We start from the raw sequence: 21,527 nt of genomic DNA, 5'->3' as shown, positions 1-21,527 counted from the left end.
AATTACAATTTGCTTATTCCAAAATATAGTATCTGTAAAAAAATTAATTTTTTTTGAAAAAAGTTTTCTTTTTTGAATTTGCATATATACATTTGTGGTATGAGTAAAAAATGGATATGGTTGCCCGACTGGGCCTCGGATCTTTCCCTCTGGGAAGACGACCTGACAGATGCGGATGCTTCTGCCGACCATATCTTTGTGCCCTACGAAACTATGGCCGCTAACCTCGGCAACGTTTACGCCATCGACGGCATGCCGAAGGCGGAAACTGTTGTAGGCTGGGGGCTGGGCGCGCTCTTGCTCATGTGCGCGCAGTCCAAGCGCCCCAAGTCGCAGAAGTGGATTCTGCTTTCGCCGTTCGCCGACTTTTGCGACGAGGACGGCCCGTGGAATTCCGAGAACATTCTCTTCAAGGCGCGCGAGATGCACGGCTCGAAGAATGTCGCCCTGGATGCGTTCAAGGATCAGTTCGGCGAGGAGTTCAGCGACTGGCCCGACGAATGGCTCGATGCCGCACAGAAAATGGACCCGGACTGCCTTGCCGAAGGGCTCAGGTTCATGGTGCAGAACAGGATTGACCGCGTGATTGAAAACGGCGACGATATCCAGGTGCTCTATGGCCGCATGGACCAGGACGTGACGCCCGCGATGACATTGAAACTCAAGGAGTTCCTGCCGAAGGCGACGTTCAAGGAACGCCCCAAGTCCGGGCACTGGCCCCCGATGATGCTGTTCTAAAAATTACTGCTTTTTTGTTCCCGCCGGACAATGTTTCGGCGGGATTGTTTTATATTTTGCGCGCTATAGATTAAACGATATTTTGAGTCTTTTGGGAGTTTTTAATGGCACGTGTTGTCGATGCGAGTGTGTTGGATAGCGAGCTGAATCCGGAACAGGCGGCTGCCGCGAAGAAAATTGAAGGCCCTATGCTGATTTTGGCGGGTGCGGGTTCGGGAAAGACCCGTGCCATCACGTACAAGATTGCGCACCTGGTGTCGTACCACAACGTGGAATCCGACAGGATCTTGGCAGTGACGTTCACGAACAAGGCTGCCCGCGAGATGACCGCGCGTATCCAGAAGTTGCTCGATGCCCCGTTGCGCTTTTCGTGGATGGGGACATTCCATTCTGTGTGCCTGCGTCTGCTCAAGAAATGCCTCAACACGAGCCAGGCTCTCCAGGCTTTTGGTGGTACCTGGTACGACGGCAATTTTTCGATATACGATGACGACGATCAGAAACGCCTGCTGAAGCAGATATTGAAGGAAGATCTGGGCGACGACTGCGATGCCGCCGAAATCAAGCGCGTGCACGGGGCCATTTCGCGCTACAAGAATACGGTGCTCTACGAGTTTGGTTCCGCGGTCCTCCAGACGCCCGAGGTGGCGATGGCGCATGCGGAGTTTGCCGACGAAGAAAAGCGCGCGCGCTATTATGCCGAATACCAGAAGCGCCTGCGTGAATCGAACGCGATGGACTTTGATGACCTGCTGTTCAACACGGTCCTGATGCTGCAGAAGGTTCCGGGACTTGCCAACCAGTTAAAGAATCATTTCGATTTTGTCGTGGTCGACGAATACCAGGATACGAACGACGTGCAGTACGAACTGCTGAAGCTCCTGATAAACGAAAACAAGAACGTGACCGTGGTGGGCGACGACGACCAGAGTATTTACGGCTGGCGCGGCGCGAACATCAAGATTATCCGCAACTTCCACCGTGACTTCGCCCCGGTGACCATCGTGAAACTCGAACGCAACTACCGCTCCACGAGCAACATCGTGAAGGGCGCGGGTTCCGTAATCGCGCATAACGTCCGCCCTGTCGAAATGCAGAAGAACGTGTTCTCCAAGGAAGAGGCGGGCGACCCGATCCGCGTGCGACACATGATGGATGACCGCTCCGAGGCGCAGCAGATTGCAGAAAACATCAGCGCCGCGGGCATGAGTAACTTCTCGAAGACGGCGATTTTCTACCGCACCAACGCGCAGTCCCGCGTGATAGAGAAGGCGCTCAACGACATGCGCATTCCTTCGGTTATTTTCGGGGGCACGCGCTTCTGGGACCGCAAGGAAATCAAGGACATTCTCGCATACCTCAGGCTCCTTGCCAACGAGAAGGACGATGCCGCACACCTGCGCGTAATCAACACCCCGTCCCGCGCCATCGGGAAAACTACCGTAGAGTCGATTCTCGAACGCGTGCGCAGGGGCGAAGGAACCTTCTGGCAGATGCTCGTGGCGGAGGCTAACGGCGCAGGCCGTGGCGCCCCGAAACTCAAGGGCTTTGCCGACATGATTCTAAAATGGAAGGAACTGGTTAAGGCGGGCGAGACACCGCTCCCCATCCTTGCCGAAACGATTATTGCCGATACGGGCTACAAGGAGTTCTTGCGCAAGGACGACGAACTTACGGCGGACGAGCGCATCGCGAACATCGACGAAATGGTGAACGCCATCCGCGAATTCGACGAGGAACACCCGAATGCGACCCTCGACGCCTTCCTGCAGGATATATCGCTTTTGACCGATGCCGACAAGAAGGTAGATACCTCCAAGGGCGCGGTGACGCTCATGACTATCCACATGGCGAAGGGCCTGGAGTTCAATACGGTGCATATCGCGGGCTGTGATGAGGAAATTTTCCCGCTGGTCCGCGGTTCCTCGTTTGCGACGGATAAGGAAATGCGTGAACAGATGGAAGAGGAACGCCGACTGTTCTACGTGGGCTGCACCCGCGCCGAAAAGAAACTTTATCTGTACCATGCGGAGCGACGCTTTTTCCAGGGTACCATCCGCCCGTTCTTGCCGTCGAGATTCCTGAAGGAACTTGACCCGTCGGTGGTGGAGTTCACGCCCTGCATCGGTGGCATGTCGCAGGGGTTCTCCTCGGGTGCGCCTTACCCGCGCTCCGGACAGTTCCCGGGTGCAAGCCGTTTCCCGGGGGCTTCGCGCGGTTCTTCGTTTGGAGGCGGAATGTCGCGGGGCACGTTCTCCAAGCCGTCCGTACCCTCTTCTGTCCGCAAGAACGACCAGCGTATCGTCTACCGTAACCCCATCAAGGTAAACAACGTGCCCAAGCCCGCAGTACCGAGTGGCCCGCGTGTCGTATATGACGAGTTCAGCGAGAACCCGTTCCACCCGGGAGTGCGCGTGCGCCACGCGAAGTATGGCATCGGGACCATCGTCAAGTGCTACGGCACCGGCGATAACGCTCGCGTGGACGTGCGGTTCAACAGCGATGGAACCATAAGGACCATCGTCCTCAAGTACGCCGCCCTCCAGATTATCGGTTAGCGGTTGTCCCTGCGAAAATAATTTGCTATTTTACTGCCTGTAAGTAACGAGGTTATATGTTAGAGAATGATGAAGTACTGAAACTGGCGAAGCTTTCGCGCCTGAGCATCGCAGAAGAGGATATCCCTGCGGTGAAGGGGCATCTGGACAAGATGCTCGGCCATCTCGAGGCTCTGAAGGCTCTTGACCTTTCGAATGTCGAACCGATGACTGCGGTCGAAAACGGCGCCACGATTCTCCGCGAAGACGTCCCGGTGCAGGGCTTTACCCTTGACCAGGCTTTCGCGAACGCTCCCGCCGTGGAAAACGACCACTTCGCCATCCCGAAGGTCATCGGCGGCTAGTCGCACCTTTTTGCCCTAAGTGGCGTTATTAGAATTATGACGGATGTACACTGCATTGTACCCGCACGCATTGGGTCTTCTCGGTTTCCCGGGAAGCCTCTTTTTAAATTGTGCGGCAAGGAAATGATTGTAAGGACGCTGGAACGCGCGCTCCTTGCGGACTGTTTCGGGCGTATCGTATGCGCGACCGACAGCGAGCAGATTGCGGAGGTGGTATCTAACGCGGGTTTCGACTTCGTGATGACCGGCCCCGCGGCGACTGGCTCCGACCGCGTCGCCGAGGCCGCCCGCATGCTGGGCCTGGACCTTGTGGTGAACCTTCAGGGCGACGAGCCCCTTGTGGAACCTTCCGTGCTCGCCGATGTCGCGCAGGAACTTGCCTTGCACCCCGATTGCTGGGTGACCGTCGCCTGCCCGCTGAACCCTGCGGAATCGACTCTGGAAACCGTAGTCAAGGTCCGCGTGGAAGGTAACCTTGCCGTAGATTTTACCCGCAACGTGGCTCCGGCGGATGCTCCCCGCTGGTTCCAGCACCAGGGAATATACGCGTATTCCCGCGTGTCGCGGGACGAGTTCGCCTCCCTCCCGCAGAACGCCGTGGAGAAGGAACGCTCGCTGGAGCAGATGCGCATTCTGGGCAGGCGCCCGATACGCATTGTGCAGAGCCCCTACCCGTCGGTGTCGGTGGATGTCCCGTCTGACGCGGGCACGGTGGAGGCGCTGATAGAAAAAGAAATGATGAACCGCGGAAGCAGATAAATTAAAATTGGAGGGGTCCGATGAATGCTGCCGAAAAGAAAGTCGTGCGCATCGCAATATTCCTGTTTGCGGTGGGTACGCTGGTGAGGTTTGCCCCCTGGGGGCTGCCCGCCATCGAGAACGTGGACATTGCAGACCGTCAGAAGTATGCTCAAACGAGCAAAGTTTCGGCCGTGGCGCAGTCCAGGTTGGAATATGCGGGGGAGAGTGTCCCGGACATGCCCGCCGTGGCCGAGAGCGCCGGCGACCCGCAGGCGAAATCTCCCCCGAAAAGGGGCAAGAAAAAGAAGGCGGTCGTCCGCTTTCCCTTGCGTATCAACGATGCCACGGCAGATGAACTTTGCGCCCTGAAGGGGGTCGGCCCCAAGCTCGCCGACAAGATTATTGCCTTCCGGGAGGCGAACGGACCCTTCGGAGGGCCGTCCTCCCTGCAAAAAGTACCCGGAATCGGTAAAAAAAAGCTGGAGGGCATTCTCCCGTGGGTGATTTTTGATTAGTTTTAGGGTGTCAAAATCTTCATAAGTCGTTGAGTATATGAGTGATACGAAATTGTACCTAGGTATTGAGGTCGGTGATGTTTCCCTGAAAGTCGCCCTCTTGGACGCTGCCGAAAAGCGCGTCTTGAAGACTGCCGTGCTCCAGACGGAAACGAGCCCCATCGATGACATTTTCACTTTCGAGACCGTCCTCCAGGGCTGGATGGAAGAAAACGGTCTGGAAGATGTCGAGGCCATCTCGGTGACTGTCCCCGCCTTCAGGTCGATAGTCCGCCAGATCTGTGTGCCTGCCGAGGCCGTCGCGAACATCGACGACTACGTCCAGTGGTACCTGGGCCTCATTACCAACGGCGACAAGGATTCTTATATCCTCGACTACAAGGTCTTGAGCGGCGACGCCTCCGTGGGCGAGACCGTTCTGCTTATCGCGGTCCGGCGTGAATGGGCCGAGGCGCTCCGCAAGGGCTTCCGCAGCAAGAGCCTCGTGCCGAAGAGCATGGAAGTGGACGTGCTTTCGCTCATGAACCTCATGGACGTGGCCGACGGCATAAACCAGGTCGAGTGCGTCATCAAGGCCGACTACTTTGGCGTGACTATGCTCTGGCTCAGCAAGGACAACCTGCATGCGCTCCGCTGCGTGTCTACGCTTTCGCTCGTGAACGCCTCGATGGAAGAGGCTGCCGAGATTCTAGCCAACGGCATTTGTGAACAGATGAAGCTCGCGAAGGAACAGAACTCCGTGCCCGAAGTGAAGCAGGTGAATATCTGCGGCGAAATGGCCATGGAACCGCTGTTCGTCCAGAAACTCCGCGAAAAGCTTACGGACAGCTGCCAGCTCATTCTGATGGATTCGTTCTCCAACTTAAGGCTCCCGGTCGACGAGGCCGATTCTGCCGCGGTACTTAACTGCGCCGGCGCTATCGGGACTGCACTCAGCGTGATGGAGGGTGTATGATTCGCTTGAACTTGATGGAAGCCGCCGAACGCGCGGCCACCGTCGATATCGTTACCCCGGTCCGCGTGACCGACGTTTCGGCGCAGGTAAAGACCTCCAAGAAGAAAACCTTGGTCGGGCTGCTTGCCGCCTTGTTCGTGTTTGTTGCCTTCAGCTGCTTTATCAGCGTGTTCGGCGTTCCCAAGCCGTTGCAGGGTGTTCTGCCGGGCCCGTACCTCTCGCTTATTGGCGCCGAGGACCCGAGCCGTACCGCACTTACCCTGAGCAGCGGACAGCAGACCTCCGCCGGTGGTTCGCTCGCGGCACAGAACGCTGCAGCCGAGGAGGCCATCAAGCACAGGAATTCCCTGACCGTGAAGCAGGTCGTGGGCGAGGTCAAGCCGCAGGTGCTGTTCAACAACAAACGCGAAGACTACAGCTCGTTCCTCCCGATGGAAAAGATTTCGTTCCAGCGCGCCGCCATCAACCAGTTCTTTACGTTCCTCACGACGGCTACCCCGGACGATGTCGGGTTCTCGGACTGCGTGTTCCAGTCGCCCAACTACTTCTACGTGCGTGGCGTGTCGGTCAAGCCCACGTCGCAGCGTAGCTTCCTTGAACGTATCAAGCAGGTGAGTTCCGATTTCAGGACTCCGCCGCTGCCCGAAAACGCACCCGCGACCGACATTACTGCGTTTGGCCTGTTCAATGTGAACAACGTAAACAAGGCTGCCGTCTCGAAGTTCGTGAACGTGGGCGAGGTTGCCGACGAAGTCAAGGCCTTCAAGGCTCTCGCTGCTGCGAACAAAGTAACGCTTAACGGTTTCGACAAGCCTGCCGTTGAGGAATTCGGCGTGTACAAGCGCTTTACCTACCAGGTGACATCGAACTCCGATTTCCCGGAACTGCAGTCCCTGATGAGCGCCCTCGATGCATCCCCGATTCGCATCGGTGTCACGAAGGCCGAAATGAAGTTCGCCAAGCGCACAATCGCATCGGCATTCACGCTGGTGATGTTTGTCGCCCCGTAAGCATGTCTATCCGCATTACCGGAGGTGCTCTTCGCGGAAGGAACGTTCCTTCTCCGGAGGGCAACAAGACCAGGCCGACGGCTTCCCGCACGAGGGAAGCCCTCTTTAACATTCTGCAGGGAGTGGAGAACTTCCGCATGCTCGACCTGTTTGCGGGTTCGGGAATCATGGGCATCGAGGCGATAAGCCGCGGGGCCGCAAGCGTTGTAGCGGTAGAACTTGTGCATTCGCAGGCGAGGCTCGTGTACCAGGCGTACAAGGCGCTCGGCCTTTCCGAAAAAGTTACTTTGTTAGAAAAGAACGTCCTCACGCTCGAGAAGGAATCGCTCTGCGCAACGGAGGGCTTTGACCTTATCTATGCGGACCCTCCGTTCAAGGACAGGGAATACCCTGACCTGCGCAAGTACTGGGAATGGCTCAACCCGGGTGGTGTCGCCGTGTTCGAGGCCCCGAGCAAGAATCTCCCCGCATGGGTGAAAGAGGCCGCGGAAGCGGAAACGGTTCAGGTCCGTCGCTACGGCGAATCCTCGCTCGTGATATACCGCAATGTCATCCCCGCGTAGGCGGGGATCTACTCTTAATATCTGAAAAACTGGTTTGCAACTTCGCAAGGAATAGTGTATATTACTTGTGAGGAATCTTGCGATGATAAAGTTTCTGCTACTAGGACTAGGCGCTATTGCCTTTTTCTGCTCTGCTTGCAACGATGATGTGTCTTCGGCTGTGTCCGATGACTTGATCAGTAGTTCTGACGAGAGTATCATGAGCTCCTCGTCTTCTGGCGACGAGCCGGCTAGTTCTAGTTCCAGTTCTGCAAAATCCAGCAGCAGTGATGCTCCCAATCCCGTTACAGAGTCCAGTTCTGCGGAATCCAGCAGTAGCAAGGGTGACGTGTCGAGTTCTTCGGTAAAGTCTTCTTCTAGTGGGAAGAATGTTTACAGCCGTTTCTTATGGGATGGGACCACCGATACCGAAGGTAAAGTTGAAACGGGTTCTCCGGAAGAAACGTCTGGTTACTGGTTTAATTACAGCGATGACTATGAAGGTGGTAGTTCCAGGTTCACGTTTCCTTCGGATGTGGAACCGGACATATACGACAATTTCTTTGGCCCGCTTGTCGAGGCGTATGGCGGAATCAAGGCGAGTGTGACCCTGGATGAGGGCTATGACTACCCCTATGTGGGACTAGGCTTCAATGTATGGAGCGAGAATCAGGAAGGGGTCGATGTTTCGGAATGGGGAGGCTTGTGTATCAGTTATCAGTCTACGATTCCATTCTTTATTGAACTCGGTGTGGAAGACGAGGCTACATTGACTGAATACGTCAATTATCGTGCCTCGGTTTCTGTGTCAAATACTATAACTGCTGTTGACTTTTCCTGGGCGAAGTTCAGGAGAGACTGGGGCCCTGGCCCTTCTATAGAGGATGTCTTAAAAAAGGTCGCTGCAATCAAGCTGAAATTTAAGGGCGAGGCCGGAACTACGGGCGATATTCTCATTCAGAAACTAGGTTCACTCGGCGAGTGTAATTACTACGTCCTTTTGTAAAAGAAGGTAATCGCAAAATTTCTATATTTACGGCATGCAGAGAAATGTCGTATTCGCGGGGTCGTTCGACCCGTTTACCCTCGGGCACCTCGATATCGTGAGGCGTGCCTCCGAGTGCTTTGGCGATGTGTACGTGCTTGTGGCGAAGAACGTTTCCAAGAACTACATGTTTTCCGAATCGCAGCGTGTGGAGATGATCAAGAAGGCTGTCGAGGGAATCCCGAATGTGTACGTGGATGCGTTCGACGGGCTCACGACCGAATTCATGAAGGATGTCGGCGTGAGTTACCTGGTTCGCGGAATCCGCAACGCTGCCGACCTGGATTTCGAGCAGTCCTTTGCGTGGAACAACAAGATGCTCTACCCGGAATGCGAGACGGTTTTCCTTTCCAGCGCTCCCGAGCACCTGATGATTTCGAGCACGGTGGTGCGCGAACTTTTGAAGGCGGGACTCGCGAAGGACGAGGAAGGCCGCAAGCTGCTCGCGAAGTATGTACCTGAAAGTATTGTACCGATGTTGCTTGGGGATTTATGAGACCTTTCCAGTTTTTACCTAAAGTCCTGCGGACCCTGCTGATTGTGAATGCGGTAATTTTCCTGCTCGCCTATGTGGGCGGGAAAATCCTTGGCTTGCACCTGAACCTGCCTGGCCTCGGTTATGGAAACCTTGCCGAATACATTGCATACTTCGGCGCCTTCTGGCCGTTCGCTCCGGAGCAGGCGTGGCGATTTGTGACCTACATGTTCGTGCATGTGGACTTCTGGCATTTCCTTTTCAACATGCTCATGCTGTGGATGTTCGGCAGCGATATCGCCGACATGATGGGCTCCAAACACTTTACGGGAATGTATTTCTTCTGCGGGATTTTTGCTGCGGTGTTCAGCCTCGCGATGTACTGGCTCGGCATGACGAACGCACCGATTATCGGCGCCTCGGGCGCGTTGATGGGCATTTTCGTCGCCTACTACAAGTTCTTCCCGGACCGTATGCTTTTGATGTTCTTCTTTTTCCCGATGCGCATCAAGTATGCGATGTGGTTCATGGTCGCGGTAGATGTGTTCATGGCGCATTCGAGCGATGGCGTGGCTCACTTTGCCCACCTGGGCGGTGTCGTGGGCGGATTCCTTTACATGTACCTGTACGAACACGGGTTCGGCAATACGCTTGCGGGGGCGCGCCGCAGTATGGAAGAAAAAATCCGCAGCCGTCGCTTTAAGGTTCACGAGGGTGGCCGTAACGATGGCGAGGGTACCGTTTACCGCAATGGCCCTGCCCGCAGTGACGAGCCTATCGAGGGCGAGGTCTTTTACGTCGATGAGCAGAAGCGCATGGACGAAATCCTGAAGAAGGTCAATAGCGAGGGAATCAACTCGCTGACTGAATCCGAACGGCAGTTCCTGCTGCGCGCGGGCGAAAAGTTGCGCCGCCGCAGGGGTGGCTTTTAGTTCAGGGCAATTTTAGAGGAAATGTTATGAAGAAAGTTCTTGGTATGGGCGCTGCCCTCGTTGATATTCTCGCGAACGTGGATGACGCATGGATTGAATCTCAGGGCGTGCAGAAGGGCGGCATGAACATGGTGGACTGGCCGCAGATGGAAAAGTTCCTTGCGGCGCTCAAGAACCCGCTGCGCGTGCCGGGTGGCTCTACCTGCAATACGATGGTCGGGCTCTCGCGCCTGGGCGGCAAGGCTGCGTTTATCTCGAAGGTCGGCGATGACGAACTCGGGAAGATTTTCCGCGAGCACCTGGAACGTAACGGCGTGGAATCGAAACTCGGGATGAGCGATGCGGCTACGGGTTGCGTGTTCAGTGCGGTCACACCCGATGCCCAGCGCTCCATGTGGACGTACCTCGGGGCTTCTGACTTCCTTGTGAGCGAGGACTTTGTGCCTGCGCTCTACGACGGCGTGGGCCTGCTCTATGCGGAAGGCTACCGCGCGTTCAATGCGGACTGCTTCAAGAAGTCCTTCACGCTGGCGCGTAGCCTGGGTGTGGAAACCGCGCTTGACTTCAGTAGCTTTGGCGTGGTGGAAGCCTGCCGCAAGCTGTTCGATGAACTCTTTGCCGAAAAGATGATTGATATCATCATCGCGAACGAGGACGAGGCGTATGCGTATGCGGGCGTGAAGGAAGAGGCTGCACTTGATGTACTTGCACAGAAGGCGAAGGTCGCTGTGGTGAAGATTGGCAAGCGTGGCGCCCTCATTGCGAAGGACGGCAAGGTGACCCGCGTGCAGGCTGGCCCCGCGAAGGCCATCGATACGACTGGTGCCGGCGACCTGTGGGCATCGGGATTCCTGTACGGCTACATGAACGGCTGGGACATGGAACGCAGCGGCAACCTCGGGAGCGTAGTGAGCAACGAGGTGGTGCAGGTAATGGGTGCGCAGATTCCCGAAGACGGCTGGAAGCGCATTTTGGCTGCCCGTGGGTAGTATGCCTGCAGATTTGGTTGCCGGCGAGCCCTGCCCGCTAACGATTCGCGTGAAAACGATATATATTTAGGAGAAAAGGGAGGTTTTATGAAGAAGTTTTTCCTTGCTCTTGCGGCACTCGCGATGGTGCCCGCCCTCTATGCGGCGGATGATACGCCGTATCGGAACGTCTGCGATTCCCTTTCGCTTGGCGATCAGCCTGTGATTGAACTTGTGCCGGCCTATATTGAGGAATCGAACTGGTACGGCAATCCGCACACCTGGGCGAAGGATTCTTCTAACTCCACGCGGCATGAATCGTATAAGACGGTGACGGTCAGTGCAAAATCGTTCGCAAACAAGCTTCCGCTTTCGATAAGTGCGGAGTGTCGCGAAAGGCGAGGTACGGAGTTCAAGTTTGCGACATGGGATAATAGCAAGCAGTGGAAAGAGGATTCGGAAGATGGCATTGCTACATACATTTTCGATATTCACAACATGAAACTGGATGGGTACGATTCTACGAATACGTACAATTTGCTGGGTATGGCTCCCGCAAAGATTCCTGAAGACAATAGCTACAGTTCTGGTTACATGCTGGCTTCCAAGACGTTCGAATTCGCCTTTGAATGGTGGTTTGTCGGGCTTACCCACGAGTTCGTTTTCGATACGGTTATTGATGGTAAGACGTACGGAGCGACGGGCAGGTCCTATTCCTCTTCTATTGGCATGGATTCCTTGCATGTTTTCGAGGTTGCTCGTAACGCTATGGATTTTTCCCAGCCGACAAGGACTATACGCTCGGAATATGTCCGCGTCCAGGCTCTCAAGGTAGTGCTTGTCGATTCCCGCAAGCCGCTCTTGCCCGAATCTTCTTCGAGCAATCCGCCCGCGAGTTCCTCTTCCGAAGGCAAGTCTTCTTCGAGCGAGACACCTGTTGTTTCGTCGTCCAGCGGGACTCCGGGGCCGACCTCTTCCGAAGAGAAATCCTCGTCTAGCCACGGGATGGATGCATCCTCCTCGAGCGTCGGCACGTCCTCTTCTACGAAGCCCGAGACTTCGTCCTCTGCAGAACCGGGAACGTCTTCGTCTGGCGATGCACCCGCAAGTTCTTCTTCGGGAACCGAACCTGCGTCCAGTTCTTCCGAGGGTTCTACGCGTCTCGTGACCGCTCCCGCCCAGGGTGCAACTGCCCGCGTGGTGCAGGTCCGTACCCTCGACGGCTCCATCGTGAAGAATTCCGCTACGCTCGCTCCGGGTGTCTACTACATGAAATGTTCCGACGGCAAGTGGCACAAGACTGCCGTGTTGCCCAGGTAGGTTGTAACCGATGTTCGTGAAGTCTTTCGCTGTTCTACTTTTTGCAGTTGCGTTCGCGTTTGCCGCGCCGTCTAATGCAGGCAATGCGCCGTCTAATGCAGGCGATGCGCAAGTTGCGAATTCTCAAGCCGTGCCCGCACAGCCTGCGGGTGAATCGCCTGCCGCCGCCCCTGCAGAAATGGTCCCGGTAGACGTGATGCAAGAGGAACTCGCCCTGCGCGATAGCGTGATGCAGGTTCGCGATAGCCTCTGCGCCGTGGAGAAGGATTCGCTCCGCAAGTCTGTGGTGGTCGAGGAGGCCAAGTGCGCCAACTGGGAACAGAGCTACCAGACCATGAAGCAGAACAACGAGGTCTGCGCGAAGGCCCTCGGGATTGCTATCGAGGCGAGCGAGAAGGACAAGGACCGTGCCGACGAGGAACGCCGCAAGGCGGCCGTGATGAGCTCGTCTTCGTTTATGGGGGGCCTGCTTGTCGGGGCGCTCCTGTTCTGGTTGATTTTTGACTGACGGAGGCCGTATGAGACTTGGACTGTGTGCTGTTATGGGGGTGTTGCTGGGTGCGGGGCTGTGCCTCGCGAAGGGTGGCGATGCGCCTGCGGGCCAGTTCCAGTTGGGGGCTACGCTGCAGCCGCTCGCGTCAATTCCCATGAAGTCTGCGGAAATATCGGCGTACATGCCCGAAAAGAAGAAGTTGTTTGTCGTGGGTGGCGATAACCTGCTCGAAATAGTCGACCTTTCCGACGTGGCGAAGCCGAGGGTCGTAAGGACTGTTTCGCTGGGGGGCGATGCCTCGAGCGTGACTGTGAACGGGAACCTTTTCGCAGTGAGCCTGCTGAACGCACCTGAATGGAAAAAGGGCCATGTGCAGGTGATGCGCTATACCGACAGCCTCGAGGTTCTCGGGTTCTTCGAGGTCTGCCACCAGCCCGATATGCTCACGTTTACGCCCGATGGCTCGGCACTCCTGGTTGCCTGCGAGGGCTCTCCCGACATGAATTTCCACGAAGATCCCGAGGGCGGTGTCGCGATTGTAACCGCCCCGAAGAGCGGGCCGTGGTCACGCCTCGAGATTGCGGTTGCGGGCTTTGACGGGCTCGATACCGCGTCGCTGATGGCGCAGGGCGTCCGTAGGACCGGAGCACAGGGGTTCGTGAAGTCGCTCGAGCCCGAGTACATCACCGTTTCGCCGGATTCCAAGACGGCGTGGGTGAGCCTGCAAGAGAACAATGCTATAGCGGTTGTGGACATTGCCGCAAAGAAAATCACGAACGTGTACCCGCTCGGCTTTGTCGACCATTCCGTTCCCGGGTTCGGGCTCGACGCCAAGAAGAATTCGAAAGTTGAAATTGCGAACTACCCGCTGCGCGGACTGCGCCAACCCGACGGCATTTCTTCGTTTGTTGTAAACGGCAGGCCTTTTGTGGTTACGGCGAACGAGGGCGCTCCCGTGAACGATTACAAGGCCTGGACCGACGTGACGAGCCTCGTGATGCTTTCGCAGCAGGGGCGTTTGGACCCGAAGGTGTTTACTCCGGAGCTGGTCAGGGATTTGGGCGGGATTTCCGTGAGTAACCTGGAACATTGCGATGCCGTGCCCGATATGGCGCCCGGTGGCCGTTGCCCGTACGCATACACGTTCGGTTCCCGCAGCGTGAGCATCTTCGACGGTGCGACTGGCGCGCTTGTCTGGGATAGCGGCGATATGCTCGAACGCATGATTGCGAAGGTCGCTCCCGATTACTTTAACTGGAATGCGAAAAAGAACAAGGTCAAGATGGATTCCCGCAGCGAAGACAAGGGCTGCGAACCCGAAAATGTGACCGTGGGCGAGGTCGCGGGCAAGCGATACGCCTTCGTGGGGCTTGAACGCACGAGCGGTATTGCCGTATTCGACATTTCCGATTTCGGCAAGACAAGCAACCCCTCGCCAAGGCTTGTTGACTATTACCTTGACCCGAGCGACCGTGGCCCCGAAGGCGTGCTATTTATCCCTGCCGAAAAGAGCCCGAACGGCACAGCACTTCTCGTTGTCGGCTACGAATACAGCAAGACGCTGACCATATACCAGGTGAAATAACCGGCATTGTTATCCCTGGCTTTCATTGTCATCCCCGCTATACGATACTTGGCAACTTGTTGCCATAGTAGAGTTATCCCCTTTGAGGAGAAGGCGGTTAGTGGGCACTTGCAATTCATTGCTTATGTGCCCACAATCCTCGGAACGGGGAGGATCTGTATTTACTACATTTGTATGTAAATTGTAAGTTTGTATCCTAATGAGGAGCCGTCCTATGAAACGTTTAACCCGTTTTCTACCCGCGTCACACTCTTGCTTGACGTCATCCTCGCCCATTCGGCTTGCTCAGGGCAGGCTCCAGCGAGGATCTGAAAGTATTGTTCTTGCCCTTGCCGCTGCTCTTGCCTTTGGGCTCTCTGCCTGCGGTGACGACATCACTGAGCAGATAAACGCGAACGTTGGCGCAATCAAGTCCACCGACGACCTCCCGGCGTGTACTGAGGACATCGCGGGCCAGACGGCGTTCGTCAAGGAGACTCACGAGTTCCTGGGCTGCGACGGCAAGGAATGGGTGGCGCTTGGCGTGAACACGGTGAGCGTGGGCGACAACGTCTGTACCTCCACGAGCCTGAACGACGGCACGGGCTTCGAGATTTTCTGTAACGGGGAATCCATCGGCACGGTGCGTAACGGCAAGAACGGCGCCGACGGTAAAGACGGCGCGAAGGGTGACAAGGGCGATGACGGCGCAAAGGGCGAGAAGGGTGACGACGGCGCTCCGGGCACCAACGGAACCAATGGCAAGGACGGCGCTCCGGGCACCGATGGTACGAACGGCAAGGACGGCACGAGCTGTGCAATTACGGGATCGACAGCCACATCCGTTATAATCGCTTGCGGTACAGAATCCTTCACGATGGATTTGACAGGCTATGCGGATCAGCCCGAGGTATGCGACGCTAACGTGAGTGCCGAGGACTGCGCTACTCTGGATAGTGCTATTAGCCTAAGCGGCGTGAGCCAGAAGGGCCCGTTCGTTACCGGCACGGATATTACGGCATACGAACTGCAGAACGGACGCTCGCTCAAGCAGACCGGCAAGACGTTCGGCGGCAAGATTGAACGCGCCGACGGTACCTTCGATATCAAGACGGTAAAATTGAACAGCGCGTTTGCCTACATTGTGGCGGACGGCTTCTACCGCAACGAGGTGACGGGCGAGAACAGTTCCGCCGCCATCAAGCTGCGCGCGTTGACGAACCTGAAGGGACGCTCCTCCGCGAACATCAACCTGGTGACTCACCTTGAGTATGACCGCGTGCAGTATCTTGTCACGAGGAAGGATTCTTCTGTAACCAAGGCGAAGATGGCCGCCGAGAAGGAACTCTTCACTGCGTTCGGCATCAACAATTCGGGTTTCGAAGGCATGGCCGAAGACCTAAACGTGCTCAAGGAAGGCAAGGGCAATGCCGCCCTGCTCGCAATCTCCGTTCTCCTTCAGGGCGACCGCAATGAATCCGAACTGACTGCCCTCCTTGCATCACTGAGCGTGGACCTGGGCGACAACGGCCAGTGGGACAACGTGAAGCAGCGCGCGCAGATTGCGGACTGGGCGATGAAAACCGACCTGAATGGTGGCCTCCCCAAGATTCGCGCGAATGTGGAAGGCTGGAAACTTGCTGAGAGCGCAGCCCCCGCGTTCGAACAGCACGTGACGAACTTCTGGATGCAGGAACTCGGCGTGGACACGTGCTCATCCGACAACGAAGGCGCGCTCTTCGCCGTCAAAAACAAGAACTCCGCCTACTATGCCGCGAACGATTCCGCATACACCGACGGCGACAGCAGCCTGGTGCGTCTGATTTGCGCGGCTTCCGGCGACTCGTTCGCATGGCGTTTCGCGACCGACCTTGAGAAGGATGTCGCTGCGCTTTCTCCTGAATTGCCTAAAGATACGGCTGTCTACGGCAAGATCAATACCAACTACGTGTACGTAAAGGAAGGCAACTGGCGCCGAGGCACGGAACTGGATGCCTCCCTTGACGCCGCCTGTGTTGAGTCCAACAGGGGCATGACCGACAGCCTCATAGTAGAGCGCGAGCCTGTGTGGTACATTTGCGACAAAAACGATGGCGCGTCCGATTCCTTTGCTTGGCGCAAAGCGACAACTGCGGAGGCCGATACCGCTGGCTTTGGCGTTCCCGGCGATGGCAACCCGATTGTCAGACTTGGAAACGTGAACAAGTCGCACATCTATGTGTTTGAAGATGCTGACGGCGACGGTAATGGCAAGTGGCGCTACGGCACGGTCTTGGACCTTGACAGCTATTTGGGCCCTTGCACGTCGGATAAGGTTGACGGTGTTGTCAGATCTTCTAAAAATATGTGGTTCAAGTGTGTCAATGACGGGAACACGCTCGTAGAAGGCGAGCCTGTGCCTACGGAATGGCGCGAGGCGACCAACTACGAAAAGGATACTGTTGGCAAGGAAGGAGTCTTTGGTGATTATATACAAGGTAATGTTAATGAAAACCTGTACTATGTAAAAGACGAAAACGGCTGGAGGCCCGCAACGGACTTGGAAATGTCTGGACTAGGGGCATGTACGAGAAAGCAAGAAGACACCCTAGTCCATATTCCTGCCGGGTGGTACAAGTGTACGGGCGAAGTCAGTACTCGTGTAGATACCTTCACGGTTGCGTTTACCTGGCGTAAGGCTCAGGATATCGAAGTAGATACGAACGGGCTTGGACGTTCGCACGCCGTGGGCGATACTGCCTGGGGCCGGTTGCACAATAACGTGCTATATGTCTATGAAAAGGGGAAATGGGTTATCAGTTATAACAAGACGATGGACGCCCTTGTTGGCATGGGCTGTGTGGATGGCCTCAACAGTGCTGTTGCCTATGGTTCTAATGGCGTGAAATATACATGCTATATCCGCAGTGAATCCGAAAAGAATTGGGTGGACCCCTATGGCATTATGGTGGATACCATTGGCTGGGCGCAGTTGGCACCCGACGGAGGCTGGAAGAATGGTACCGTCCGTAATGGAAGGGCGAATACAGAGATTACGTACGTCTATCAGGATACCTGCTGGCGGTATGGTACGGCTTTGGATAGCATATTTGCAAAGCAATATGCTAGTCAAGGCGGTTCTGCGTGCATGAAAGATGGTGATACGACAAGTTTCACATATTCAGGCAATTATTATGTGTGTATGGACCAGGCAGTTGGCGATACAGCCCGCATGTGGGTGCAGGCTCCCGACGTTTATATCGATACCAAGGATTACCGTGAAAAGTGTAAGGAATTTGACACTAATTATTGGACCATGCAGGAGTTTAATAAGAGGGTAGCATAAGCTACTATATTCATTGCGCAACCCCAAAAAGGTAAAACAATGGCAAAAGTCAACTACAACTCCGAGACAAGGGAACAAGTCATCAAACTGGTCCTGAAAGGCGAAAAGTCCGCAAATCAGATAGCCAAGGAACTCGGAATAGGGCCAAATACGGTCGGTAGGTGGGTAAACGAGTACCGCAAGGAACACAACCTGCCGAGCTACCGCGAGGAACGGCGAATCCGCAAGGTGTCCGTCGAGGAACTCGCCGCCAAGAACAGGGAACTGGAGAAGCTCCTGAAGAAACGCGAAAAGGAACTCGCGGACGAGAAGGAGACGGTAGAGATCCTAAAAAAATCCCTGCACATCTTTATGCGACCACACGACTGAAATGCGAGGCGATACACGTGAACCGCAAGAAATACTCTGTCAGGAAGATGTGCAGAGCTCTAGGAATACCGCAGTGTTCCTACTACCAGTGGTCAAAACAGGAAACGGCAAGGGCCGAACGCAAGGCCCGTGAAGAACGGCTTGTCCAGAAGGTCCGCGACACCTTCGAAGAAAACCACCGCGTGTACGGTTGCCCGAAGATGCTGGCGGCACTCCAAGACAAGGGTGTCGAGGTAAAGGTGTGGAAACTGCGCCGCATCATGCGCGAGAACGGTCTCTATCCGGTCACGCTCAAGAAATGGAAACCCTACCGCAAGGGCAAATGTGACTCCATGTACAGCGAGAACCTGGTGCAGCGGAAGTTCGATCCCGACAGTCTGAACGCCGTCTGGGCCGGCGACATCACCTACGTCAAGACTACGCTTGGCTGGGTGTACCTTGCCGTGGTACTTGACCTATGCAACAAGGAGGCGGTGGGTTATGCCGTGAGCAAGAACATCGACACGGAACTTGTCAAGCGCGCGTTGTCCAATGCCATCATGCAACGCGGCCATCACGACGGACTAATCTTCCATTCCGACCGTGGCGTGCAGTACAGCAGCATGGGCTACCGCACGATGCTCTCGGAGAATGGGATAACGCCCTCGATGAGCGCCCCGGGCTGCCCCTACGACAACGCCTGCATGGAAAGCTTCTTCGCAAGCTTCAAGAAGGAGATGGCCTACAGGCGAGACTTCAAGGACATCGAAGACGTGCGGGAGGCCGTTTTCAGGTACATCGAGCTGTTCTACAACCGGAAACGGCTCCATAGTTCGCTCGGTTACATGACACCGGTGGAATATAGGCTGTCAAAACAGGCTGCCTAGACCACAAGGGTATACCACTTAACAAGAAAAAAGGATATATTTTAACTTAACCGGTAATGAATATGGTTGTTCATGAACCCACTATTAAAAAAACTACAAATCCACTTCTTCGGCTGGTATCTCCTATAGTCTTGTTAAGGATGGTGTTCGCTATTATAATGTGGGTGGAATGAAAAATGCGTGGTTTGGAGAGAAAGATGCGTGCCCTACTGGCTGGCATGTGCCGACAAAGGCCGAGTGGCAAACGTTGATTGACCATACTACTGCGGCTGCACTCAAATCAACAACCGGTTGGGATGGCGGTAGAAATGGCACGAATGAATCTGGCTTCTCGGCATACCCAGATGGCTATTATTATACTTATGGAACAAAAGGAATTCAAGGGAAGGGCACAAGTGCATACTTCTGGACATCCTCTACAAAGTATAGTGACGGTACAGGTGATGTTTATATTATGAGCATTAATTACTACCATGGAGTTGAATTTGTGGAAGAGGAAAACAGTTCTTATGATTATCGGCCCATCCGCTGTATCCTGGACAAATAGCACGGCGCGCTCCGTGCGCACCTAGGATATCTGAAAAACTGAAGCCTCCCTCGGGAGGCTTTTTTGCAAAAAAAGATCCCCGCTTTCGCGGGGATGACAACTAAGGTCGCGGGGATGACAACTAAGGTTGCGGGGATGACGGCTCGTTATCCCAGCAGTTCTTCCTTGCTGATGGCCTTGAAGTTTGTGGCCTTCAGGGCTTCGATAGCCTTGTCCACATCCTGGAAGCGCAGAATCATGATGTTGCTGCCGTTCAGTGTGGAGGGGTAGGCGTACATGTAGTCAATTTGCTGGCTACCGACCGCAGTGGAGAGCAGTTCGGCGAGGCCACCGATGGCGGCGTTCACGGGGCAGGCGACCACGTCGGTGATGGTGGCGCTGAGGCCTGCCTTGGCGAGCACGTCGACGGCTTTTTCCGGGTCACTCACGATAAGGCGGATGAGCCCGAACTCGCCGGAGTCGGCAAGCGTGAGCGAAAGGAGGTTCACGCCGGCGTCGGCAAGGGACTTGCACACCGCCTGGAGACGGCCCGGACGGTTTGACACGAATACAGAAACCTGAGGAATCTTCATTTTTATACTCCTATTTTAAAACTTTTAGTTAGGAATAAAGAGTGTGATGTGAAATGTGAGATGTTAAATGATTCATTTCTCATTCCACATTACACATTCCACATTGCGCCATCGGCGCTACATCTTCTTCCTGTTGTCGATGACTCTCTTGGCCTTGCCTTCGCTACGCGGCAGCGAATCGGGTTCGCACAGCGTGACGATGACGGAAATGCCGAGAATCTGTTCGATGGAGTGCTTGAACTTCTTGTTCAGCTGTTCCATGGCGCTCATGGAGTCGCTCACCATGTCGCGGGAGACTTCCACCTTCACTTCGAGCGTGTCCATGTTGTTCTTGGTGTCGAGCACGATCTGGTAGTGCGGCAGTGCCTTCTCTGCGCGGAGGAGTGCCGTCTCGATCTGGCTCGGGAACACGTTCACGCCACGCATGATGATCATGTCGTCGCTACGGCGGCCAATGCGGCGGATGCGGCGGATGGTGCGGCCGCACTTGCACTTGGTCTTCTCGATGGCGGTAATGTCGCGGGTGCGGTAGCGGATGATGGGCATGGCCTTCTTGCTGAGCGTAGAAAGCACGAGTTCGCCCTCTTCGCCGTCCGGGAGCGGTTCCAGCGTTTCGGGGTCGACGATTTCGGGGTAGAAGTGGTCTTCGAAAATGTGGATGCCGTCGCGGCACTCGCATTCGCAGCCCACGCCCGGGCCCACTATTTCGGAAAGGCCGTAGATGTCGTACGCCTTGATGCCGGTCTTTTCTTCGATGTAGTCGCGCATGCCGTCGCTCCACGGTTCTGCACCGAAGATGCCGCGCTTGACCTTCAGGTCGCGGATGTCGACACCCATCTTTTCGGCGACGTCGATGATGCGGACAAAGTAACTCGGGGTTCCGCCCACCGCAGTGACGCCGAAATCCTTCATGAGCATCACCTGGCGTTCGGTATTGCCGCCGCTGATGGGGATGACGGTCGCACCGAGGGCTTCGAAACCGCCGTGGATGCCGAGACCGCCGGTAAACAGGCCGTAGCCGAAGAAGTTCTGCACAATGTCGGTGCTGCGGAAGCCGCAGGCGAGGAGGCCGCGTTTGACGACCTGGGCCCACACGTCCATGTCTTCCTTGGTGTAGCCGACCACGATGGGCTTACCCGTGGTGCCCGAACTTGCGTGCAGGCGCACGACTTCGCTCAGGTCTACGGCGAACAGGCCATACGGGTAGGTGTCGCGCAAGTCCTTCTTCATGGTGAAGGGGAGCTTCGCTACGTCCTTGAGGTTCTTGATATCTTCGGGCTTTAATCCCTTCTCGTCCATGCGTTCACGGAAGAGCGGGACCTTCTCGTAGGCAAGTTTCACGGTGGCGCGCATACGCTGCAGCTGCAGGTCGCGCAATTTTTCTTCGGGCATAAAATCCAGCGCCATTTCGGGCAGGACCTTGTTTTCTTCGTCATTCCAGGCGGTTGAACGCATATAATCCTCAATAAAGAGTGGTTTAAATTTTTACGGAAAGTAATTTAGTCTTTTTATGGCTGAGAAAAAGAAAAATTTTTGAAAATGTTTTCTGTGACGCCGCTTTTCTTGCGCTTGGCACCGCTTTCTTTACATTACGTGAAAAGTTGACGAACAAAGTGCGTTTTTCGGCAAATCCGGTTGGGCAGAAAGT

General features: G+C 55.4%; 21 protein-coding genes. 19 read left to right on the top strand and 2 right to left on the bottom strand.

The window, feature by feature from the left end; translation table 11 throughout:
* Positions 1-99 precede the first annotated feature (99 nt).
* The 19 genes from CRO08_RS13140 (at position 100) to CRO08_RS13050 (ending at position 19,307) form a co-directional block, all read left to right on the top strand.
* Positions 100-738, top strand: a complete 639-nt coding sequence (locus CRO08_RS13140; RefSeq protein ID WP_097036564.1) for an alpha/beta fold hydrolase — start codon at positions 100-102, stop codon at positions 736-738.
* A gap of 104 nt (positions 739-842) precedes the next feature.
* Positions 843-3,296 (top strand): ATP-dependent helicase, encoded by a 2,454-nt coding sequence (locus tag CRO08_RS13135; protein WP_097036563.1) that lies wholly within the window; start codon positions 843-845, stop codon positions 3,294-3,296.
* A 56-nt stretch (positions 3,297-3,352) separates the two neighbouring features.
* The gene (gene gatC / locus CRO08_RS13130; protein WP_072808223.1) at positions 3,353-3,640 is read left to right on the top strand and encodes an Asp-tRNA(Asn)/Glu-tRNA(Gln) amidotransferase subunit GatC; all 288 of its coding nucleotides are present in this window, start codon (positions 3,353-3,355) and stop codon (positions 3,638-3,640) included.
* A gap of 36 nt (positions 3,641-3,676) precedes the next feature.
* Positions 3,677-4,399, top strand: coding sequence for a 3-deoxy-manno-octulosonate cytidylyltransferase (locus tag CRO08_RS13125; protein ID WP_097036562.1), 723 nt, complete (start codon positions 3,677-3,679; stop codon positions 4,397-4,399).
* Positions 4,400-4,419: 20 nt separating this feature from the next.
* Positions 4,420-4,896: a ComEA family DNA-binding protein gene (locus CRO08_RS13120; RefSeq protein ID WP_097036561.1), complete on the top strand. Its 477-nt coding sequence runs from the start codon at positions 4,420-4,422 to the stop codon at positions 4,894-4,896.
* Between the two features lie 37 nt (positions 4,897-4,933).
* Positions 4,934-5,851 carry a hypothetical protein gene (locus tag CRO08_RS13115; protein ID WP_073116135.1) on the top strand — a complete coding sequence of 306 codons (918 nt, stop codon included), beginning with the start codon at positions 4,934-4,936 and terminating at the stop codon, positions 5,849-5,851.
* Positions 5,848-6,861 (top strand): hypothetical protein, encoded by a 1,014-nt coding sequence (locus tag CRO08_RS13110; RefSeq protein WP_141398375.1) that lies wholly within the window; start codon positions 5,848-5,850, stop codon positions 6,859-6,861. Before CRO08_RS13115 ends, CRO08_RS13110 begins: the two co-directional genes overlap by 4 nt.
* Positions 6,862-6,863: 2 nt before the next feature.
* Positions 6,864-7,424, top strand: a complete 561-nt coding sequence (rsmD, locus tag CRO08_RS13105) for a 16S rRNA (guanine(966)-N(2))-methyltransferase RsmD (RefSeq protein ID WP_073116142.1) — start codon at positions 6,864-6,866, stop codon at positions 7,422-7,424.
* Positions 7,425-7,506: 82 nt separating this feature from the next.
* A complete protein-coding gene (locus CRO08_RS13100; protein ID WP_097036559.1) occupies positions 7,507-8,409 on the top strand; it encodes a hypothetical protein in 903 nt (300 codons plus the stop codon).
* 34 nt (positions 8,410-8,443) lie between these two features.
* A complete protein-coding gene (gene coaD, locus CRO08_RS13095; RefSeq protein WP_097036558.1) occupies positions 8,444-8,944 on the top strand; it encodes a pantetheine-phosphate adenylyltransferase in 501 nt (166 codons plus the stop codon).
* Positions 8,945-8,988: 44 nt separating this feature from the next.
* On the top strand, positions 8,989-9,855 hold the full coding sequence (locus CRO08_RS13090) for a rhomboid family intramembrane serine protease (protein WP_255252381.1): 867 nt from the start codon (positions 8,989-8,991) through the stop codon (positions 9,853-9,855).
* Between the two features lie 26 nt (positions 9,856-9,881).
* Positions 9,882-10,844, top strand: coding sequence for an adenosine kinase (locus CRO08_RS13085; protein WP_097036556.1), 963 nt, complete (start codon positions 9,882-9,884; stop codon positions 10,842-10,844).
* Between the two features lie 87 nt (positions 10,845-10,931).
* The gene (locus CRO08_RS13080; RefSeq protein WP_097036555.1) at positions 10,932-12,143 is read left to right on the top strand and encodes a hypothetical protein; all 1,212 of its coding nucleotides are present in this window, start codon (positions 10,932-10,934) and stop codon (positions 12,141-12,143) included.
* Between the two features lie 10 nt (positions 12,144-12,153).
* The gene (locus CRO08_RS13075) at positions 12,154-12,651 is read left to right on the top strand and encodes a hypothetical protein (protein WP_097036554.1); all 498 of its coding nucleotides are present in this window, start codon (positions 12,154-12,156) and stop codon (positions 12,649-12,651) included.
* A 10-nt stretch (positions 12,652-12,661) separates the two neighbouring features.
* Positions 12,662-14,221 (top strand): choice-of-anchor I family protein, encoded by a 1,560-nt coding sequence (locus tag CRO08_RS13070; RefSeq protein WP_255252380.1) that lies wholly within the window; start codon positions 12,662-12,664, stop codon positions 14,219-14,221.
* 214 nt (positions 14,222-14,435) lie between these two features.
* The gene (locus CRO08_RS13065) at positions 14,436-17,525 is read left to right on the top strand and encodes a collagen-like protein (protein ID WP_141398374.1); all 3,090 of its coding nucleotides are present in this window, start codon (positions 14,436-14,438) and stop codon (positions 17,523-17,525) included.
* Between the two features lie 39 nt (positions 17,526-17,564).
* Complete coding sequence (locus CRO08_RS13060) at positions 17,565-17,894, top strand: transposase (RefSeq protein ID WP_073321178.1); 330 nt, start codon at positions 17,565-17,567, stop codon at positions 17,892-17,894.
* Positions 17,895-17,911: 17 nt separating this feature from the next.
* Complete coding sequence (locus CRO08_RS13055; RefSeq protein ID WP_176495016.1) at positions 17,912-18,760, top strand: IS3 family transposase; 849 nt, start codon at positions 17,912-17,914, stop codon at positions 18,758-18,760.
* Positions 18,761-18,878: 118 nt separating this feature from the next.
* A complete protein-coding gene (locus tag CRO08_RS13050; RefSeq protein ID WP_255252420.1) occupies positions 18,879-19,307 on the top strand; it encodes an FISUMP domain-containing protein in 429 nt (142 codons plus the stop codon).
* A 146-nt stretch (positions 19,308-19,453) separates the two neighbouring features.
* Here CRO08_RS13050 and CRO08_RS13045 read toward each other — a convergent pair whose 3' ends face one another.
* Both CRO08_RS13045 and CRO08_RS13040 read right to left on the bottom strand, forming a co-directional pair.
* Positions 19,454-19,879 carry an ACT domain-containing protein gene (locus CRO08_RS13045; protein WP_072808187.1) on the bottom strand — a complete coding sequence of 142 codons (426 nt, stop codon included), beginning with the start codon at positions 19,877-19,879 and terminating at the stop codon, positions 19,454-19,456.
* 117 nt (positions 19,880-19,996) lie between these two features.
* Positions 19,997-21,334 carry a phenylacetate--CoA ligase family protein gene (locus CRO08_RS13040; RefSeq protein ID WP_097036550.1) on the bottom strand — a complete coding sequence of 446 codons (1,338 nt, stop codon included), beginning with the start codon at positions 21,332-21,334 and terminating at the stop codon, positions 19,997-19,999.
* Positions 21,335-21,527 lie beyond the last annotated feature (193 nt).

Source organism: Fibrobacter sp. UWT3, assembly GCF_900230125.1.
Classification (GTDB): domain Bacteria; phylum Fibrobacterota; class Fibrobacteria; order Fibrobacterales; family Fibrobacteraceae; genus Fibrobacter.
Note: the sequence above shows the minus strand (reverse complement) of the source record. Positions and strands in the feature narration are given on the sequence as shown.

Excerpts from the sequence above, each read along its gene's own strand:
- CRO08_RS13140 (WP_097036564.1), top strand. The coding sequence starts at position 100 with ATGAGTAAAAAATGGATATGGTTGCCCGACTGGGCCTCGGATCTTTCC.
- CRO08_RS13135 (WP_097036563.1), top strand. The coding sequence starts at position 843 with ATGGCACGTGTTGTCGATGCGAGTGTGTTGGATAGCGAGCTGAATCCG.
- gatC (WP_072808223.1), top strand. The coding sequence starts at position 3,353 with ATGTTAGAGAATGATGAAGTACTGAAACTGGCGAAGCTTTCGCGCCTG.
- CRO08_RS13125 (WP_097036562.1), top strand. The coding sequence starts at position 3,677 with ATGACGGATGTACACTGCATTGTACCCGCACGCATTGGGTCTTCTCGG.
- CRO08_RS13120 (WP_097036561.1), top strand. The coding sequence starts at position 4,420 with ATGAATGCTGCCGAAAAGAAAGTCGTGCGCATCGCAATATTCCTGTTT.
- CRO08_RS13115 (WP_073116135.1), top strand. The coding sequence starts at position 4,934 with ATGAGTGATACGAAATTGTACCTAGGTATTGAGGTCGGTGATGTTTCC.
- CRO08_RS13110 (WP_141398375.1), top strand. The coding sequence starts at position 5,848 with ATGATTCGCTTGAACTTGATGGAAGCCGCCGAACGCGCGGCCACCGTC.
- rsmD (WP_073116142.1), top strand. The coding sequence starts at position 6,864 with ATGTCTATCCGCATTACCGGAGGTGCTCTTCGCGGAAGGAACGTTCCT.
- CRO08_RS13100 (WP_097036559.1), top strand. The coding sequence starts at position 7,507 with ATGATAAAGTTTCTGCTACTAGGACTAGGCGCTATTGCCTTTTTCTGC.
- coaD (WP_097036558.1), top strand. The coding sequence starts at position 8,444 with ATGCAGAGAAATGTCGTATTCGCGGGGTCGTTCGACCCGTTTACCCTC.
- CRO08_RS13085 (WP_097036556.1), top strand. The coding sequence starts at position 9,882 with ATGAAGAAAGTTCTTGGTATGGGCGCTGCCCTCGTTGATATTCTCGCG.
- CRO08_RS13080 (WP_097036555.1), top strand. The coding sequence starts at position 10,932 with ATGAAGAAGTTTTTCCTTGCTCTTGCGGCACTCGCGATGGTGCCCGCC.
- CRO08_RS13075 (WP_097036554.1), top strand. The coding sequence starts at position 12,154 with ATGTTCGTGAAGTCTTTCGCTGTTCTACTTTTTGCAGTTGCGTTCGCG.
- CRO08_RS13070 (WP_255252380.1), top strand. The coding sequence starts at position 12,662 with ATGAGACTTGGACTGTGTGCTGTTATGGGGGTGTTGCTGGGTGCGGGG.
- CRO08_RS13065 (WP_141398374.1), top strand. The coding sequence starts at position 14,436 with ATGAAACGTTTAACCCGTTTTCTACCCGCGTCACACTCTTGCTTGACG.
- CRO08_RS13060 (WP_073321178.1), top strand. The coding sequence starts at position 17,565 with ATGGCAAAAGTCAACTACAACTCCGAGACAAGGGAACAAGTCATCAAA.
- CRO08_RS13045 (WP_072808187.1), bottom strand. The coding sequence starts at position 19,879 with ATGAAGATTCCTCAGGTTTCTGTATTCGTGTCAAACCGTCCGGGCCGT.
- CRO08_RS13040 (WP_097036550.1), bottom strand. The coding sequence starts at position 21,334 with ATGCGTTCAACCGCCTGGAATGACGAAGAAAACAAGGTCCTGCCCGAA.